This window comes from Micromonospora sp. NPDC048887, from assembly GCF_040649715.1.
GTDB lineage: Bacteria > Actinomycetota > Actinomycetes > Mycobacteriales > Micromonosporaceae > Micromonospora.
Genome location: NZ_JBEZGA010000010.1, coordinates 146,587 through 162,980, shown reverse-complemented (window position 1 = coordinate 162,980; position 16,394 = coordinate 146,587). Strand labels below are relative to the sequence as shown.

The window sequence follows — 16,394 nt, the reverse complement described above, 5'->3', positions numbered from 1 at the left end:
GCGGCGCGATGTCCGAGCCCACATTCGCCACCCTGGTCAGCCGGTGGTACGAGCGCAACGCCCGCGACCTGCCCTGGCGCAAGCCCGGCATCGGCGCCTGGGCGATCCTGGTCAGCGAGGTCATGCTCCAGCAGACCCCTGTGGTCCGGGTGGTACCCGCCTTCCAGGCATGGCTGGCCCGCTGGCCCGAGCCGCGCGCGCTCGCCGAGGACACCCCGGCCGAGGCGATCCGGATGTGGGGGCGGCTCGGCTACCCCCGCCGGGCGATCCGCCTGCGCGAGTGCGCGGTGGCAATAGTGGAACGGCACGGCGGCGTGGTGCCCGACCGGCTCGACCAGCTGCTGGCGCTACCTGGTGTCGGCACGTACACGGCCCGCGCGGTCGCCGCGTTCGCGTACGGGCAGCGGCACCCGGTGGTGGACACCAACGTCCGGCGGGTGGTGTGCCGGGCGATCGCCGGAGAACCCGACGCCGGCCCCACCACCCGCCCGGCCGACCTGGTCGCCACCGAGGAGCTGCTGCCGATCGAGCCGGCCGCCGCCGCGCTCGCCAGCGCCGCGTTCATGGAACTCGGCGCCGTTGTCTGCACCGCCCGTACGCCGCGCTGCGCGGTCTGCCCGGTCGAGTCGAGCTGCGCCTGGCGGGCCTCCGGGCAGGCCGCCCCGGCCGGACCGACCCGCCGGCCGCAGCGCTACGCGGGCACCGACCGGCAGGTACGCGGACTGCTGCTCGCGGTGCTGCGGGAGTCCACCGGCCCGGTGCCGCACCAGCGGCTGGACCAGGTCTGGCACGACGACGTGCAGCGGGCCCGGGCCCTGGCCGGCCTGGTCACCGACGGCCTGGTGGAACCGGTTGGCGAGGAGTCGTTCCGCCTGGCCGGCGACGGCCCCGCCCTCCCCCTCCCCTGACCGCACCCCACCCCACCCGCCCCGCCCCCTCACCGCAAGCGGTGATCAAGGAGTTTGTGTCCCCGAGAAGCCCATCGGGAGACACAAACTCCTTGATCAACCGGGTAGGGGCGGGGCGGGTGGGGTGGGGTGGGTGGGCATGGGAAAGGCGACGGCCCCGGTGGCTTTCGCCTACCGGGGCCGTCGCCCTTCGTGCTCTCGTTATGCGGCGTCGTCCGCGCCGGTGGCGGCGGTGCCGCCGAGGTCCGCCGGGACCGCGTCCGGCACGGCGTCCGGCCGGTCCGCACCCCGGAAGACGAGCTTGGACTTGTCGATGTTCTCCGGGTCGCCCTCGCAGTCCACCACCACGATCTGACCCGGGGTCAGCTCGTTGAACAGGATCCGCTCGGACAGGTTGTCCTCGATGTCGCGCTGGATCGTGCGGCGCAGCGGCCGGGCACCCAGCACCGGGTCGAAGCCCTTCTTCGCGAGGTACTTCTTCGCGTTGTCGGTCAGCTCCAGACCCATGTCCTTGTTGCGCAGCTGGGTCTCGATGCGCTGGATCATGATGTCGACGATCGAGAGGATCTCGGTCTCGCGGAGCTGGTGGAAGACGATGGTGTCGTCGATCCGGTTGAGGAACTCGGGCCGGAAGTGCTGCTTGAGCTCGTCGTTGACCTTCTGCTTCATCCGGTCGTAGTTCGACTCGGAGTCCTCAGAGGCCTGGAAGCCCAGCGACACCGCCTTGGCGACGTCACGCGTACCGAGGTTGGTGGTCAGGATGATGACCGTGTTCTTGAAGTCCACGATCCGGCCCTGGCCGTCGGTGAGGCGCCCGTCCTCCAGGATCTGGAGGAGCGTGTTGAACACGTCCGGGTGGGCCTTCTCGATCTCGTCGAAGAGGACCACCGAGAACGGCCGGCGACGCACCTTCTCGGTGAGCTGCCCGCCCTCGTCGTAGCCGACGTAGCCGGGAGGGGCACCGACGAGCCGGGACACGGTGTACCGGTCGTGGAACTCCGACATGTCGAGCTGGATGAGGGCGTCCTCGCTGCCGAACAGGAACTCGGCCAGCGCCTTGGACAGCTCGGTCTTACCGACGCCGGATGGGCCGGCGAAGATGAACGAGCCGGAGGGGCGCTTCGGGTCCTTCAGGCCGGCCCGGGTACGCCGGATCGCCTTCGAGACCGCCTTGACCGCGTCCTCCTGGCCGATGACGCGCTTGTGCAGCTCGTCCTCCATGCGCAGCAGGCGCGAGGTCTCCTCCTCGGTCAGCTTGTAGACCGGGATGCCGGTCCAGTTGCCGAGCACCTCGGCGATCTGCTCGTCGTCGACCTCGCTGACGACGTCCAGGTCACCGGCCTTCCACTCCTTCTCCCGCTGCGCCTTCTGCCCCAGCAGCTGCTTCTCGGTGTCGCGGAGCTGGGCGGCCCGCTCGAAGTCCTGCGCGTCGATCGCGGACTCCTTGTCGCGGCGCACCTGGGCGATGCGCTCGTCGAAGTCGCGCAGGTCCGGCGGCGCGGTCATCCGGCGGATGCGCATCCGCGCGCCCGCCTCGTCGATCAGGTCGATCGCCTTGTCCGGCAGGAACCGGTCGGAGATGTACCGGTCGGCCAGCGTCGCGGCGGCGACCAGGGCGGCGTCGGTGATGGAGACGCGGTGGTGCGCCTCGTAGCGGTCCCGCAGGCCCTTGAGGATCTCGATGGTGTGGGCCAGCGACGGCTCACCCACCTGGATCGGCTGGAAACGACGCTCCAGAGCGGCGTCCTTCTCCAGGTGCTTGCGGTACTCGTCGAGCGTGGTGGCGCCGATGGTCTGCAGCTCACCACGGGCCAGCATCGGCTTGAGGATGCTGGCGGCGTCGATCGCGCCCTCGGCCGCACCCGCACCGACGAGGGTGTGGATCTCGTCGATGAACAGGATGATGTCGCCCCGGGTGCGGATCTCCTTGAGCACCTTCTTCAGGCGCTCCTCGAAGTCACCGCGGTAGCGGGAACCGGCGACCAGGGCACCGAGGTCGAGCGTGTAGAGCTGCTTGTCCTTCAGCGTCTCGGGCACCTCGCCCTTGATGATCTTCTGGGACAGGCCCTCCACCACGGCGGTCTTGCCGACGCCGGGCTCACCGATCAGCACCGGGTTGTTCTTGGTGCGGCGGGACAGCACCTGCATGACCCGCTCGATCTCCTTCTCGCGCCCGATGACCGGGTCGAGCTTGCCCTCGCGGGCGGCCTGGGTCAGGTTGCGGCCGAACTGGTCCAGCACGAGGCTGGTCGACGGCGCGGCCTCGCCCGGCGCGGCGCCGGCCGCGGCCGGCTCCTTGCCCTGGTAGCCGGAGAGCAGCTGGATGACCTGCTGGCGCACCCGGTTCAGGTCGGCGCCCAGCTTCACCAGGACCTGGGCGGCGACGCCCTCGCCCTCGCGGATCAGGCCGAGCAGGATGTGCTCGGTGCCGATGTAGTTGTGGCCGAGCTGCAGCGCCTCGCGCAGCGACAGCTCCAGCACCTTCTTGGCCCGCGGCGTGAACGGGATGTGCCCGCTCGGCGCCTGCTGGCCCTGGCCGATGATCTCCTCGACCTGCTGACGCACGCCCTCCAGGGAGATGCCGAGGCTCTCCAGGGCCTTTGCCGCGACACCCTCACCCTCGTGGATCAGGCCCAGCAGGATGTGTTCCGTACCGATGTAGTTGTGGTTGAGCATCCGGGCCTCTTCTTGGGCCAGGACGACAACCCGTCGCGCTCGGTCGGTGAACCGCTCGAACATGCCCTCGTGCTCCTCACGTGCCGTGCGCCTTGATGGTCAGATCTCGGCGGGGCCGGTGCGCGGACGTCCGGGACGGGCGTCCGTGCCTCCTTACTCTATCGCCGCGGACCGCCTCCGCTGAGGTCGTGTGCCCCCGCGAATGACCGTTCCGGCGTCGTTTCTGACAACCGTCCACGCTCAGGAGGTGTTCCGGGACCCCTGCCTGTACGCGCAGAGCGAAATTCGACCGGCGGCCGAACGGCCGGTCGAGGTGGACCCGGTGCGTCGCCGGCGCGTCCGCCGGGTCGTCCACAGCCTGTGGACGCAGTCTCCACCGCCTGTGGACAACCGTCCCCGGCGGAGATTTCTTCCCGGCCGTGGACCGGCCGGCCCGCTCGGGCCGCACCGGCCAGCCGGCGCGGCGCGGCCGAAACGGGACCGCGCGACCGGTCGGGGACGCGGACGCGGAAACAAGACACCGGCGCGGAAACGGCGACGCCGGCCCGGAGTGGCACTCCGGTCCGGCGTCGCGTCGCCCGTGACGAGGGTGGGGTCAGTGCCCCGCCTTCGCGTGGTACTCGTCCACGATCTCCTGCGGGATCCGGCCCCGGTCGGAGATGTCCTTGCCGGCCTTCTTGGCCCACTCGCGGATGGCCCGGTTCTGCTCGCGGTCGGCGGTCGCCCCGCCCCGGCCCCGAGCGGCCCGGCCACCCACGACCACACCCCCGCGACCGACCTTCGTTCCGTTCGCGATGTACGGCGCGAATACGTCACGCAATTTACCGGCGTTGGATGCGGAGAGGTCGATCTCGTACTGCACCCCGTCGAGCGCGAACTTGACGGTCTCGTCAGCGTCCCCGCCGTCCAGGTCATCGACCAGCTTGTGAATGATCTGCTTGGCCACGTCCTACATTCCTTTCGAGCAGGGTTGTGCTCCTGCAATACCCCGAGCACAATAACCCGTCCGGCGCTTGCTCCGTCAATAGGACCGGGTAACGAGCCGGAGAAGGCTTGCGGAGCGCCTACTCGGGCCGGACCAACGGGAACAGGATCGTTTCCCGAATTCCGAGCCCCGTCAGTGCCATCAGCAGCCTGTCGATTCCCATTCCCATGCCTCCGGACGGCGGCATTCCATACTCCATCGCTCGGAGAAAATCCTCGTCCAGCCGCATGGCCTCGTCGTCTCCGCGCGCCGCGAGCTGCGCCTGGGCCACCAGCCGCTCGCGCTGCACGACCGGGTCGACCAGCTCCGAGTACGCGGTGCCCAGCTCGAATCCGAGCACGTAGAGGTCCCACTTCTCGGCCAGGCCCGGCTCGCTGCGGTGGGCCCGGGTCAGCGGGCTGGTCTCCTCCGGGTAGTCCATCACGAACGTCGGCGCCTGAAGGGACGGCACCACCAGTTCCTCGAACAACTCCTCGGCCAGCTTGCCCGGCCCCCACTTCGGGTCGACCGAGAGACCGACCTTGTCCGCGTACTCGACGAGGCGTGCCCTTTCGGTGCGGACGGTGACCTCCTCACCGAGCGCTTCGGAAAGAACACCGAACAGCGACACCGACCGCCACTGCCCGCCCAGATCGAACTCACGCCCGTCGGCGTGGGTCACCACCGTCGAGCCGGCGACCGCCAGTGCGGCCTGCTGCACGAGATTTCGGGTCAGCTCCGCCATCGTGTGGTAGTCGCCGTACGCCTGGTACGCCTCCAGCATCGCGAACTCGGGCGAGTGCGAAGAGTCGATGCCCTCATTACGGAAGTTGCGGTTGATCTCGAAGACGCGGTCCACGCCGCCGACCACCGCACGCTTGAGAAACAGTTCCGGCGCGATTCGCAGATACAGATCCGTGTCGAGCGCATTGCTGTGGGTCACGAATGGGCGGGCCGCCGCCCCGCCGTGCAGCAGTTGCAGCATCGGGGTCTCGACCTCGATGAAGTCCTGACCGTGCAGGGTGTCGCGCAGGCTGCGTACGGCGGTGGACCGGGTGCGGACCATCTGCCGCGCCTGCGGGCGGACGACCAGGTCCACGTAGCGCTGGCGGACCCGGGACTCCTCGCTGAGCGGCTTGTGCGCCACCGGCAGCGGGCGCAGCGCCTTGGCGGTCACCGCCCACTCCTCGGCGAGGACGGACAGCTCGCCGCGCCGGCTGGTGATCACCTCGCCGGTCACGCCGACGTGGTCACCGAGGTCGACCAGGCGCTTCCAGTCCGCCAGCCGCTCGGCGCCGACCCGGTCCAGCGAGAGCATCGCCTGGACCTCGGTGCCGTCACCGTCTCGCAGCGTCGCGAAGCAGAGCTTGCCGGTGTTGCGAATGAAGATCACCCGGCCGGTGACCGAGACCCGGTCGCCGGTGGCGGTGTCGGTGGGCAGGTCGGCGTAGCGCTCCCGCAGCCGCGCGAGCGTGGTGGTGCGCGGGAAGCCCACGGGGTACGGCTCGACGCCCTCGGCGAGCATCCGGTCCCGCTTCTCCCGGCGGACCTTCATCTGCTCGGGAAGGTCGTCGGCGGGGTCTGTTGGCAGGGCGTTCTGCTCGGTCACGGCACGCTTCCTCAGGCCTTGGGGAACATCGGCGGGGTCAGCACATGAGCGTACTCAAGCGCCCGGGCGGCCGTTACGGGATAACCTGCCCGCCATGACCGACCCCACTGCGGCCCTCTCGTTCGGCGCCGCCGCGGCCGAGTACGACCGGTTCCGTCCCCGCTACCCCGAGGCCGCGTTGCGCTGGGCGCTGGACGGGCTGCACGCCGCCCGGGTGGTGGACCTCGGCGCCGGCACGGGCATCCTCACCCGAGGGCTGCTGGCGCTGAGCGGGCCGGTGGCGCGGGTCGTACCCGTGGAGCCCGATCCGGGGATGCGGGCGCAGCTGGCCGCCGCCACGCCTGGTACGACGGCGCTGGCCGGCAGCGCCGAGGCGGTGCCGCTGCCGGACGGGTCGGCGGACGCGGCGCTGGCCGGGCAGGCCTACCACTGGTTCGACAGGGAGCTGGCGCACGCCGAGGTGGCCCGCGTGCTGCGGCCGGGCGGCACGTTCGCGCCGGTCTGGAACATCCGCGACGAGCGGGTCGGCTGGGTCGCGGAGCTGACCCGGATCGCCCACCTCGGCGACAACGCGGGCGACGTGACCCAGCGGTACGCGGACTTCGGCCCCGGCTTCACGGCGGTCGAGGTGGGCGAGTTCGCGCACGCCACCACGCTCACGCCGGACGAGGTGGTGGCGATGCTGCACACCCGCTCGTTCTGGCTGACCGCCGACGCGGACGAGCGGCGGCGGGTGGACGCGGAGCTGGCCGAGCTGTTCGCCACCCACCCCGACCTGGCCGGCCGGGACGCCGTCGAGCTGCCGTACCGCACTATGGTGCTCCGGGCGCGGCGGCGTTGAAGCGGCGGCGTTAAGAAGGGGCCCCTCCTCTACCTGAGGCGTTAACAGGGGGCCCTTCCTTGCACCTCAGACGTTGCGGTCGTAGACCATCCGCAGGCCGATCAGCGTGATCATCGGCTCGTGGTGGGTGATGGTGTGGCACTCGCCGAGCACCAGCGAGGCCAGGCCGCCGGTGGCGATGACCGCCTTCACGCCGCCCAGCTCCTCCGACATGCGCTCGACGATCCGGTCCACCTGGCCCGCGAAGCCGAAGTAGAGCCCGGCCTGAAGGCACTCGACAGTGTTCTTGCCGATCACCGAGCGCGGCCGGGTCGCCTCCACCTTGCGCAGCTGGGCGGCGCGGGCGGCCAGCGCGTCGAAGGAGATCTCGATGCCGGGCGCGAACGCGCCGCCGAGGAATTCGCCCCGGCTGCTGACCAGGTCGAAGTTGGTGGTGGTGCCGAAGTCCACGACGATCGACGGCCCGCCGTAGAGCGTGTACGCGGCGAGCGTGTTCACCACCCGGTCCGCGCCCACCTCCTTCGGGTTGTCGATGGCGAGCTGCACGCCGGTCCGCACCCCCGGCTCGACGATCACGCTGGGCAGGTCGGCGTAGTACCTGTCCAGCATGGTGCGCAGCGAGCGCAGCGCGGCCGGCACGGTCGAGCAGGCGGCCACGCCGGTGATCTCCACGGCGTCGCCGGCGAGCAGCCCGCGGAACATCAGGCCCAGCTCGTCCGCGGTGGAGCGGGCGTCGGTCTTGATCCGCCACGAGTGCACCAGCTTGTCGCCGTCGAAGGTCGCCAGCACGGTGTTCGTGTTTCCGATGTCGATGCAGAGCAGCACAGCGGCAGCCTAGACGGCGCGCAGGTCGAGGGCGATGTCCAGGATCGGCGAGGAGTGGGTGAGCGCCCCCACCGAGAGGAAGTCGACGCCCGTCGCGCCGTACTCGGCCGCCATCGGCAGCGTCAGCCCGCCGGTGGCCTCCAGCTCCGCCCGGTCACCCACCGACGCCACCACCTCGCGTAGCTGGGCCGGGGTCATGTTGTCCAGCAGCAGGAACCGCGCGCCCGCCTCGACGGCCTCCACCGCCTCGGCCGGCGTGTCCACCTCGACCTGCACCGGGACCTCGGGGAACGCGTCCCGGACCCGGCGGAACGCGGCGGCGATCCCGCCCGCCGCGAGCTTGTGGTTGTCCTTGATCATGGCGACGTCGTACAGGCCCATCCGCTTGTTCGTGCCGCCACCGGCCCGGACCGCGTACTTCTCCAGCGCCCGCAGGCCCGGCGTGGTCTTGCGGGTGTCGAGCACCGTCGCCTTCGTGCCGGCGAGCGCGTCGGCCCAGGCCCGGGTGTGCGTTGCCACGCCGGACATGCGGGACAGCAGGTTCAGCGCCGTGCGCTCGCCGGTCAGCAGCAGCCGGGTCGGCCCGGTCACGGTCGCCAGCACGTCGCCGCGCGTCACCCGCTGCCCGTCGTGCGCCACAAGCGACACCTCGGCCGTACGCCCCGCGCCGGTCACCTCGCCGACCAGCTCGAACACGGCGGCGGCCACCGGCAGTCCGGCCACCACGCCGTCGGCACGCGCCACCAGATCGGCCGTGTCGTGCTGCTCGTCCGGGATGGTGGCCACGCTCGTGACGTCGAGGAAGTCGGGCCCCAGATCCTCGCGCAGCGTGTCGACGATGACGTGCCGGACCCGCTCCGGGTCCAGGCCGCCCTCCCGCAGCGCCCGCTCCGTCGGCTCCCTCATGAACTGTGCCTCCTTCGTTCGCGACTGCGGGGCTCGCAAAACCGGCTCACTCCTCGCGCTCACAGGGCCTCCTTCGTTCGCGACTGCGGGGCTCGCAAAACCGGCTCACTCCTCGCGCTCACAGGTCGCCTCCCAGCGCTCGACCACGATGCCGTCCGTCCCCACCTCGGCCACCAGGTGGCCCAGCCACCGCTCGTCGGCCGTCGGGAAGTCCTCCCGCCAGTGGCAGCCCCGCGTCTCCTGGCGCGCGTACGCGGCGACGACCAGCGTCGACGCCACTGTGAGCAGGTTCGTGGCCTCCCAGTCGGCGGTACGCGGCGAGCCCTGCCCCGCGCCCAGCGCGGTGAGCGTGGCGGCGGTGGCCTCCAGCGTTCGCTCCGACCGGAGCACGCCCGCGCCCCGCGTCATCGCCCGTTGCAGATCCGCCGTGCCGGACGCCGGCACCAGCGGACCCGGACCGCCCACCCAGGCGCCGGTCTCCGCCGGGCGAGCCTGCTCGGGCAGGCCGGCGGCGATGTCCTCGGCGATCCGGCGGGAGAAGACCAGCCCTTCCAGCAGCGAGTTGCTGGCGAGCCGGTTCGCGCCGTGCACGCCGGTGCAGGCGACCTCGCCGCACGCGTACAGGCCGGGGATGGAGGTATGGCCGCGCAGGTCCGTCCGGACGCCGCCGGAGGCGTAGTGCGCGGCCGGCGCGACCGGGATCAGGTCGGTCGCCGGGTCCACGCCGATGGCCAGGCAGGACGCCACGATGGTGGGAAAGCGCCGGGCCAGGAAGTCGCCGCCCAGGTGGCGGGCGTCCAGGAACACGTGGTCGGCGCCGGACGCGAGCAGCACCCGGTGGATGCCCTTGGCGACCACGTCCCGGGGGGCCAGCTCGGCCAGTTCGTGCTGGCCGACCATGAACCGCTTGCCGTCGCCGTCGACCAGGTGGGCGCCCTCGCCGCGCAGCGCCTCGGAGACCAGCGGCTGCTGTGCCAGCCCGGCACCCGGGCCGCCCGCCGGCACGATCAGCGCGGTCGGGTGGAACTGGACGAACTCCACGTCGGTGACCGCAGCGCCCGCGCGCAACGCCAGCGCCACGCCGTCCCCGGTGGAGACCGCCGGATTGGTGGTGGCGGCGAAGACCTGCCCCATGCCGCCGGTGGCCAGCACCACCGCGCGGCCGAGGATCGCGCCGACGCCGTCCTCGCTGCCCTCGCCGAGCACGTGCAGTGTGATGCCGCAGGCCGGGCCGAGCCCGCCCGGCCCGTCGCCGGGAGCGCGCAGGAGGTCCAGCACCAGTGCGTGCTCGACCAGCCGGATCCACGGGTCGCGGCGCACCGCGTCGTGCAGCGCCCGCTGCACCTCCGCGCCGGTGGCGTCACCGCCCGCGTGCACGATCCGGTCGGCCCGGTGGCCGCCCTCGCGGGTCAGCATCAGCGAGCCGTCCGGGTTGCGGTCGAACTCCGCCCCGATCCGCATCAGCTCACGCAGCCGGGTCGGCCCCTCGGCCACCAGCGCGCGGACCGCCGCCGGGTCGCACAGACCGACGCCGGCGACCTCCGTGTCGTACGCGTGCGCGGCCGGCGTGTCCGCCGGGTCCAGCACGGCGGCGATCCCGCCCTGCGCCCAGCGGGTGGAGCCCTCGTCCATGTCGACCTTGGTGACCACCGTGACGTGCAGGCCCGCCTCGCGCAGGTGCAGCGCGGCGGTCAGCCCGGCCACACCGGAGCCGACCACGATCACGTCTGTGGTCTCCACCCAGCCGGGGGCGGGCGCGGCGAGCAGCCGGGGCAGCGCCGGCAGGCCGACTGTGGGTAGGTCCATGAGCACAGTCAACCCGAAGCGTCCTCGGCTCGGGCGCGGGGGGCGTGACGAGTGCGGTCGGCTACCTCGTCCGGCGCGGCAGGGCGGCCGGTCCGGCGCCCTTGAGCGAGGTGGTCACCGTACGGTCGCTGAGCCACAGGTAACAGCGCACGCCCCGGTCACCGACCGCCCAGCGACCGGCCGCGGGCGGGCGGACCACCACGTCGCTGCGGTAGCGCAGATGGCCGTCGGCGGGCAGCCCGGCATAACGGGCGATCACGGCGAAGCAGCCGTCGTAGAGCGGCGCCCAGTCCTCCGGCTTCGTCGGGTACGGGCGGTCCGGCGCGGCCCACACGCCGACGAACTCGGCGTCGTGTGCCACAGTGCAGGCGATCGGGGTGAGCCGCTGCACGCGGCCCGCCTCCCGTACGGTGCGCTGGCAGCCCAGCCGCAGCGGGGACGGCGTCCTGAGCGCGTCGCGCAGGCTGCCCGTCCGAGTCACCACGGTGGCCGCCGCCTCGGTGGTGGTCAGTTCGGTCAGATCGCACCGGTACCAGCGAGAGCCGGCCGTCCAGCCGACACCCGTCGGCAGCGCCACCGCCAGCCGGAGCCGCCCGGCCCGCCAGTCGTCACCCACGTACCCGGCGGCCCGTTTGTCGCAGTCGGCGAACGCGGTACGCAGCTCGGGTGAGGCGAGCGGTGGCGGGGTGGGCCGGTCCGCTGTGAACGCGCCGACGTGCACCGTCTCCACCCGGTGCGGCAGCTCGCAGCCGACCGGCGCGTACGCGGCCAGCCCGACGCTCGCGGTGAAGTCGGCGACCTGGCAGACCCCGGCAGCCGGGGTGAACGGCGCGGGGGCCGCCATCGCGGCCCAGTCGTCGGTGAGGTCGCCGTCCAGCCCGCCGGTGCCGGCGCAGCCGGCCAGGGCGGCGCTCGCGACAATCACGGCGACCAGGGCGCTCATCGCACGGCGCATCGCGGCCTCCCCCAGCCGACGACCGTCGATCCCCGACGGTCCGCTCAGGGTAGCCGAAAATGACCTTCCAGTGACAGACCGCGTTCCCCACTCCGCCACCCTCGTCGATCTTGCACTAGTCGCCCCGGCAAGCCGGACAAAAGACGCATCCGAGGGGCCGAAAGTGCAAGATCGACGGGGTGAGAAAGGGCGAGAAAGGGCGAGAAAGGGCGAGAACGGCGGGGCGGGTCAGCTCAGGGAGGCGGCGAGGGGGTTGGGGACGGGGGCGCCCGCGGTGCCGGGGGCCGCCGTCGTCGGGTCTGCCGAGAGGTCGACGACCCTGTTGTCGGCGTCGACGTGCACCACCCGGGGGCGGTACGCGCGCGCCTCGGCGTCGTCCATCTGGCCGTACGAGATCAGGATGACCAGGTCGCCGGGGTGCACCAGGTGCGCGGCGGCGCCGTTGATGCCGATCACGCCGCTGCCCCGCCGCCCCGGGATCACGTACGTCTCCAGCCGGGCGCCGTTCGTGATGTCCACGATCGCGACCTGCTCGCCGGGGAGCAGGTCCGCCGCGTCGAGCAGATCCTCGTCCACCGTGACCGAGCCGACGTAGTGCAGGTCGGCCTGGGTCACCGTGGCCCGGTGGATCTTCGACTTGAGCATGGTCCGGAACATCGGGGTGCCTTTCCGCATTCGTGGTGGGGTCAGGGACGCGGCGCGAGGTGGATCGCCGTGTTGTCGATCAGGCGGGTGGCGCCGACCCAGGCCGCGATCAGCAGCCGGGCCGGGCCGTCGACCGGGCCGGGTTCCAGCTGGGTGTCGGTGAGCACCAGATAGTCCAGGCGGGCGTCCGGCGCGTCGAAGGCCCGGTGCGCGGCGGCCAGCACCGCGCCCGCGTCCTCGCCCCGCTCGGCCGCCTCGGCGCCGGCCCGCAACGCGGCGGACAGGCTCAGCGCGGTCCGCCGTTCCTCCGCCGAGAGGTACCGGTTCCGGCTCGACATGGCCAGCCCGTCCGCTTCCCGTACGGTCGGCACGCCGACGATCTCGGTCGGCACGTCGAGGTCGCGGACCATCCGGCGCACCAGGGTGAGCTGCTGATAGTCCTTCTCGCCGAAGAACGCCAGGTCGGGCCGGGTGAGCTGGAGCAGCTTCATGACCACCGTGAGCACGCCGTGGAAGAAGCCGGGACGGCTCAGGCCCTCCAGGTCCTCGCCCAGCGGCCCCGGATTCAGCCCCACTGTCGGGCGTCCCTCCGGGTACATCTCGGTCGCCGAGGGCGCGAACACCACGTCCACCCCGGCCCGGCGGCAGATCTCCAGGTCGGAGTCGAGCGTGCGCGGGTAGCGGTCGAAGTCCTCGTTCGGGCCGAACTGCAACGGGTTCACGAAGATCGTGACGATGACGTGGCCGGCGCGCTCGCGGGCGGCCCGCAGCAGCGCCTCGTGCCCGGCGTGCAGCGCGCCCATGGTCATCACGACGCCGACGGTGCCGGCCATCGCCTCGCGGGCCGCCGCCAGCTCCTTGCGCGTGTGCAGCACCTCGGCCATCAGGCCGCCACCTCGATTCCGTCGAGCACGTTGCGCAGCGCGGCCGCGTCCGCCGGGCGCAGGCGGCCGACCGCGACGGCGCGGTCCGCCGTCCGTCGTGCCAACGCCAGATACGCGGGTACGGATTCCGGCGCGGTCCGCGCCAGCCGGTCCAGATGCCGGCGTACGGTCCCCGCGTCACCCCGCGACACCGGGCCGGTCAGCGCGTCGTCGCCCAGCCGCAGCGCGTTCTCCAGCGCGGCCCGCAGCAGCGGGGCGAGCACCTTCTCCGGCCGCTCCACCCCGGCGTCACGCAGCCGGTCGGCGGACTCGTTGACGAGCGTCACCAGGTGGTTGGCGCCGTGCGCCAGCGCCGCGTGGTAGAGCGGCCGGTCCGCCTCACCCACCCACTCCGGCACACCGCCCAGGTCGGCCACCAGCCGCGTCGCGAACGGACGCAGCTCGGCCGGGGCGGTCACGCCGTAGGAGATGCCCGGCAGGCGGGACAGGTCGTCCGGCGTACCGGTGAAGGTCATCGCCGGGTGCAGCGCGAGCGGCCGGGCGCCCGCCTCGACGACCGGGGCCAGCGCGGCCAGCCCGTGCGCGCCGGAGGTGTGCGCCACCACCTGGCCGGGGCGCAGCGCGCCGCTCGCGGCCAGGTCAGCGACCACGTCCGCGAGCGCGTCGTCCGGGACCGCGACGATCAGCAGGTCGGTGGCGGCGCGCGCCACGGCGGACGCCTCGTGGTGCGGGGTCCGGGGCAGCAGCAGCGCCAGCCGGGCCCTTGTCGCGCCCGAGGCGCCGGACGCGGCGACGACCCGGTGGCCGGCGGCGGCGAGGGCCGCGCCCAGCACGGCGCCGACCCGGCCGGCGCCGAGCACGCCGACGGTGAGGGTACGGGGAGAGACGAGCGGGGCAGCGGTGGCCCGAGGGCGCAGCGGTGCGCTCATGGCAGCGATCCAGTCCTCGAAGGGGGTACCGGTCGATGGCAAGTATGCGCCCGGGTGACAGACCGGAAACAAGGAGGTGTGAAAACCTTCACCGGCCGCCGGAACCGGCCGCTGCGGTGGCGGGCAAACCGCCCGTTCGGGTACGTCCCGTAGGGTCGGCCCGGTGACCTCCCCGCTGCGCTGGCGCGACGCGATGGAGCGGGCGCTGTACGGGCCGGACGGCTTCTTCGTCTCCGGCGGCGGGCCCGCCGCGCACTTCCGCACGAGCGTGCACGCCTCGCCCGCGTTCGCCGCCTGCCTGCTGCGGCAACTCGAACTGGTGGACGCGGCGCTGGGCCACCCCGCGCGGCTGGACGTGGTGGACGTGGGTGCGGGCCGGGGCGAACTGCTCCGGGCGCTGCTGGCGCAGGCCGCACCCGAGCTGGCCGCCCGGATCAACCCGGTAGCGGTGGAACTGTCGCCCCGCCCGGCCGGCCTGCCGCCGGAGATCGCCTGGCAGGCCGACATCCCGGACGCGATAACCGGCCTGCTCCTGGCGACCGAGTGGCTGGACAACGTCCCCGTGGACGTGGCGGTCCACACCGAGGCAGGCTGGCGTCTCCTCCTGGTGAACCCGAAAACCGGCGAGGAGACGGTGGGCCCGCCCCCGTCCCCCACCGGCACCACCTGGCTGACCCACTGGTGGCCCTCACCGTCCGCCCCGCCTCCCTCCCCGGTGATCAAGGAGTTCGTGTCGGCGGAGGGCCCGGATCAGGACACGAACTCCTTGATCACCGGGGAGGGCGAGGGCGGGAGTCGCCGCGGGGTCGGTGGGAGGGGGGAGATCGGGGTGGGGCGGGATCTGGCTTGGGCGGGGGCCGTGGGGAAGGTCGCGCGGGGGTTGGCGCTCGCCGTGGACTACGGGCATCTGCGGGACTCGCGTCCGCTGGACGGGACGTTGACCGGGTACCGGGGTGGACGGCAGGTGCCGCCGGTGCCGGACGGATCGTGCGACGTGACGGCGCACGTCGCCATGGACTCGGTCGCCTCCGCCGGTGAGCGGGTCGCCCGGTGCGCGTACTCCCTGGTCTCGCAGCGGGAGGCGCTGCGGGCGCTCGGGGCCGACGGCGGGCGACCGCCGCTGAGCCTGGCCTCCCGCGACCCGGCCGGCTACCTGCGGGCGCTGGCCGCGGCGTCGGCGGCGGCCGAACTGACCGACCCGGCCGGGCTCGGCGGGCACCTGTGGCTGCGGCAGCCGGTCGGCGTCGCGCTCGACGCGGTCGTGGCACGATGACGGGCATGACCACGGACGCCGCCGACCTCCGCGAGCTCACAGTCGGCACCGGCGCGGGCGGTGAGCAGCTCGGCACCGACATGGTGCTCAACATCGGGCCGCAACACCCGTCGACGCACGGCGTGCTGCGGCTCAAGCTGGTGCTCGACGGGGAGCGGGTGGTCGCCGCCGAACCGATCGTCGGCTACATGCACCGGGGGGCGGAGAAGCTTTTCGAGGTACGCGACTACCGGCAGATCATCGTGCTGGCGAACCGGCACGACTGGCTGTCGGCGTTCTCGAACGAACTGGGCGTGGTGCTCGCCGTCGAGCGGCTGATGGGCATGGAGGTGCCGGAGCGCGCCACCTGGCTGCGGATGGCGCTGGCCGAGCTGAACCGAGTGCTCAACCACCTGATGTTCCTCGGCTCGTACCCGCTGGAGATCGGCGCGATCACGCCGATGTTCTACGCGTTCCGGGAACGCGAGACCATCCAGGCCGTGATGGAGGAGGTCTCCGGCGGCCGGATCCACTACATGTTCAACCGGGTCGGCGGCCTGAAGGAGGAGGTGCCGTCCGGCTGGACCGGACGCGCCCGCGCCGCCATCGCCGAGGTACGCCGACGGATGCCCGACCTCGACAACCTGATCCGGCGCAACGAGATCTTCCTGGCCCGTACCGTCGGGGTCGGCGTGCTGTCCGCCGCCGACGCCGCCGCGTTCGGTGCGTCCGGTCCGGTCGCCCGCGCCTCCGGGCTCGACCTCGACCTGCGCCGCGACGAGCCCTACCTGGCCTACGACCAGCTCGACGTGCCGGTGGTGACGAAGACCGCCGGTGACTGTCACGCCCGCTTCGAGGTGCTGCTCGACCAGGTGTACGTCTCGCTCGACCTCGCCGAGCAGTGCCTGGACCGGGTGGACCGGATCAGCGGACCGGTGAACACCCGGCTGCCGAAGGTGCTGAAGGCGCCCGAGGGGCACACGTACGCCTGGACCGAGAACCCGCTCGGCATCAACGGCTACTACCTGGTGTCCCGGGGCGAGAAGACGCCGTGGCGGATGAAGCTGCGCACCGCCTCGTACGCGAACGTGCAGGCCCTGTCGTCGCTGCTGCCCGGCTGCCTGGTGCCCGACCTGATCGCCATCCTCGGCTCGATGTTCTTCGTGGTGGGCGACATCGACAAGTAACAGCCGT

General features: G+C 72.5%; 14 protein-coding genes. 4 read left to right on the top strand and 10 right to left on the bottom strand.

Annotated features, from left to right (window positions below):
• Positions 1-8: 8 nt before the first annotated feature.
• Complete coding sequence (locus AB0C17_RS17595; protein ID WP_357385504.1) at positions 9-908, top strand: A/G-specific adenine glycosylase; 900 nt, start codon at positions 9-11, stop codon at positions 906-908.
• Between the two features lie 201 nt (positions 909-1,109).
• Here AB0C17_RS17595 and AB0C17_RS17590 read toward each other — a convergent pair whose 3' ends face one another.
• From AB0C17_RS17590 to lysS, 3 genes are all read right to left on the bottom strand, one after another.
• Positions 1,110-3,647: an ATP-dependent Clp protease ATP-binding subunit gene (locus tag AB0C17_RS17590; protein WP_064446770.1), complete on the bottom strand. Its 2,538-nt coding sequence runs from the start codon at positions 3,645-3,647 to the stop codon at positions 1,110-1,112.
• A 532-nt stretch (positions 3,648-4,179) separates the two neighbouring features.
• Positions 4,180-4,530 (bottom strand): Lsr2 family protein, encoded by a 351-nt coding sequence (locus tag AB0C17_RS17585; protein WP_013288952.1) that lies wholly within the window; start codon positions 4,528-4,530, stop codon positions 4,180-4,182.
• A gap of 118 nt (positions 4,531-4,648) precedes the next feature.
• On the bottom strand, positions 4,649-6,157 hold the full coding sequence (gene lysS, locus AB0C17_RS17580) for a lysine--tRNA ligase (RefSeq protein ID WP_357385502.1): 1,509 nt from the start codon (positions 6,155-6,157) through the stop codon (positions 4,649-4,651).
• 94 nt (positions 6,158-6,251) lie between these two features.
• Between lysS and AB0C17_RS17575 the strand changes: the two genes are divergently transcribed.
• Positions 6,252-6,998, top strand: coding sequence for a class I SAM-dependent methyltransferase (locus AB0C17_RS17575; RefSeq protein ID WP_357479373.1), 747 nt, complete (start codon positions 6,252-6,254; stop codon positions 6,996-6,998).
• Positions 6,999-7,064: 66 nt separating this feature from the next.
• Here the strand turns inward: AB0C17_RS17575 and AB0C17_RS17570 are convergent, their stop codons facing one another.
• The 7 genes from AB0C17_RS17570 to AB0C17_RS17540 all read right to left on the bottom strand — a co-directional run bounded on the left by AB0C17_RS17570 (position 7,065) and on the right by AB0C17_RS17540 (position 13,948).
• Complete coding sequence (locus tag AB0C17_RS17570) at positions 7,065-7,823, bottom strand: type III pantothenate kinase (protein ID WP_013288955.1); 759 nt, start codon at positions 7,821-7,823, stop codon at positions 7,065-7,067.
• Between the two features lie 9 nt (positions 7,824-7,832).
• Positions 7,833-8,729: a carboxylating nicotinate-nucleotide diphosphorylase gene (gene nadC / locus AB0C17_RS17565; protein WP_357479370.1), complete on the bottom strand. Its 897-nt coding sequence runs from the start codon at positions 8,727-8,729 to the stop codon at positions 7,833-7,835.
• A gap of 105 nt (positions 8,730-8,834) precedes the next feature.
• A complete protein-coding gene (locus AB0C17_RS17560) occupies positions 8,835-10,535 on the bottom strand; it encodes an L-aspartate oxidase (RefSeq protein ID WP_357479368.1) in 1,701 nt (566 codons plus the stop codon).
• A gap of 61 nt (positions 10,536-10,596) precedes the next feature.
• Positions 10,597-11,490: a septum formation family protein gene (locus AB0C17_RS17555; protein ID WP_357479365.1), complete on the bottom strand. Its 894-nt coding sequence runs from the start codon at positions 11,488-11,490 to the stop codon at positions 10,597-10,599.
• A gap of 228 nt (positions 11,491-11,718) precedes the next feature.
• Positions 11,719-12,147 (bottom strand): aspartate 1-decarboxylase, encoded by a 429-nt coding sequence (gene panD, locus AB0C17_RS17550; RefSeq protein ID WP_357385492.1) that lies wholly within the window; start codon positions 12,145-12,147, stop codon positions 11,719-11,721.
• Between the two features lie 29 nt (positions 12,148-12,176).
• Entirely contained in the window at positions 12,177-13,019 is an 843-nt protein-coding gene (gene panC / locus AB0C17_RS17545) for a pantoate--beta-alanine ligase (protein WP_357468837.1), read from the bottom strand.
• The gene (locus AB0C17_RS17540; protein ID WP_357468834.1) at positions 13,019-13,948 is read right to left on the bottom strand and encodes a Rossmann-like and DUF2520 domain-containing protein; all 930 of its coding nucleotides are present in this window, start codon (positions 13,946-13,948) and stop codon (positions 13,019-13,021) included. Before AB0C17_RS17540 ends, panC begins: the two co-directional genes overlap by 1 nt.
• Before the next feature lie 193 nt (positions 13,949-14,141).
• Between AB0C17_RS17540 and AB0C17_RS17535 the strand changes: the two genes are divergently transcribed.
• Both AB0C17_RS17535 and AB0C17_RS17530 read left to right on the top strand, forming a co-directional pair.
• Positions 14,142-15,221 (top strand): SAM-dependent methyltransferase, encoded by a 1,080-nt coding sequence (locus tag AB0C17_RS17535; RefSeq protein WP_357469068.1) that lies wholly within the window; start codon positions 14,142-14,144, stop codon positions 15,219-15,221.
• Positions 15,218-16,387: an NADH-quinone oxidoreductase subunit D gene (locus tag AB0C17_RS17530; RefSeq protein WP_013288963.1), complete on the top strand. Its 1,170-nt coding sequence runs from the start codon at positions 15,218-15,220 to the stop codon at positions 16,385-16,387. The genes AB0C17_RS17535 and AB0C17_RS17530 overlap by 4 nt, the downstream gene beginning before the upstream one ends.
• The last annotated feature ends 7 nt before the right edge of the window (positions 16,388-16,394 follow it).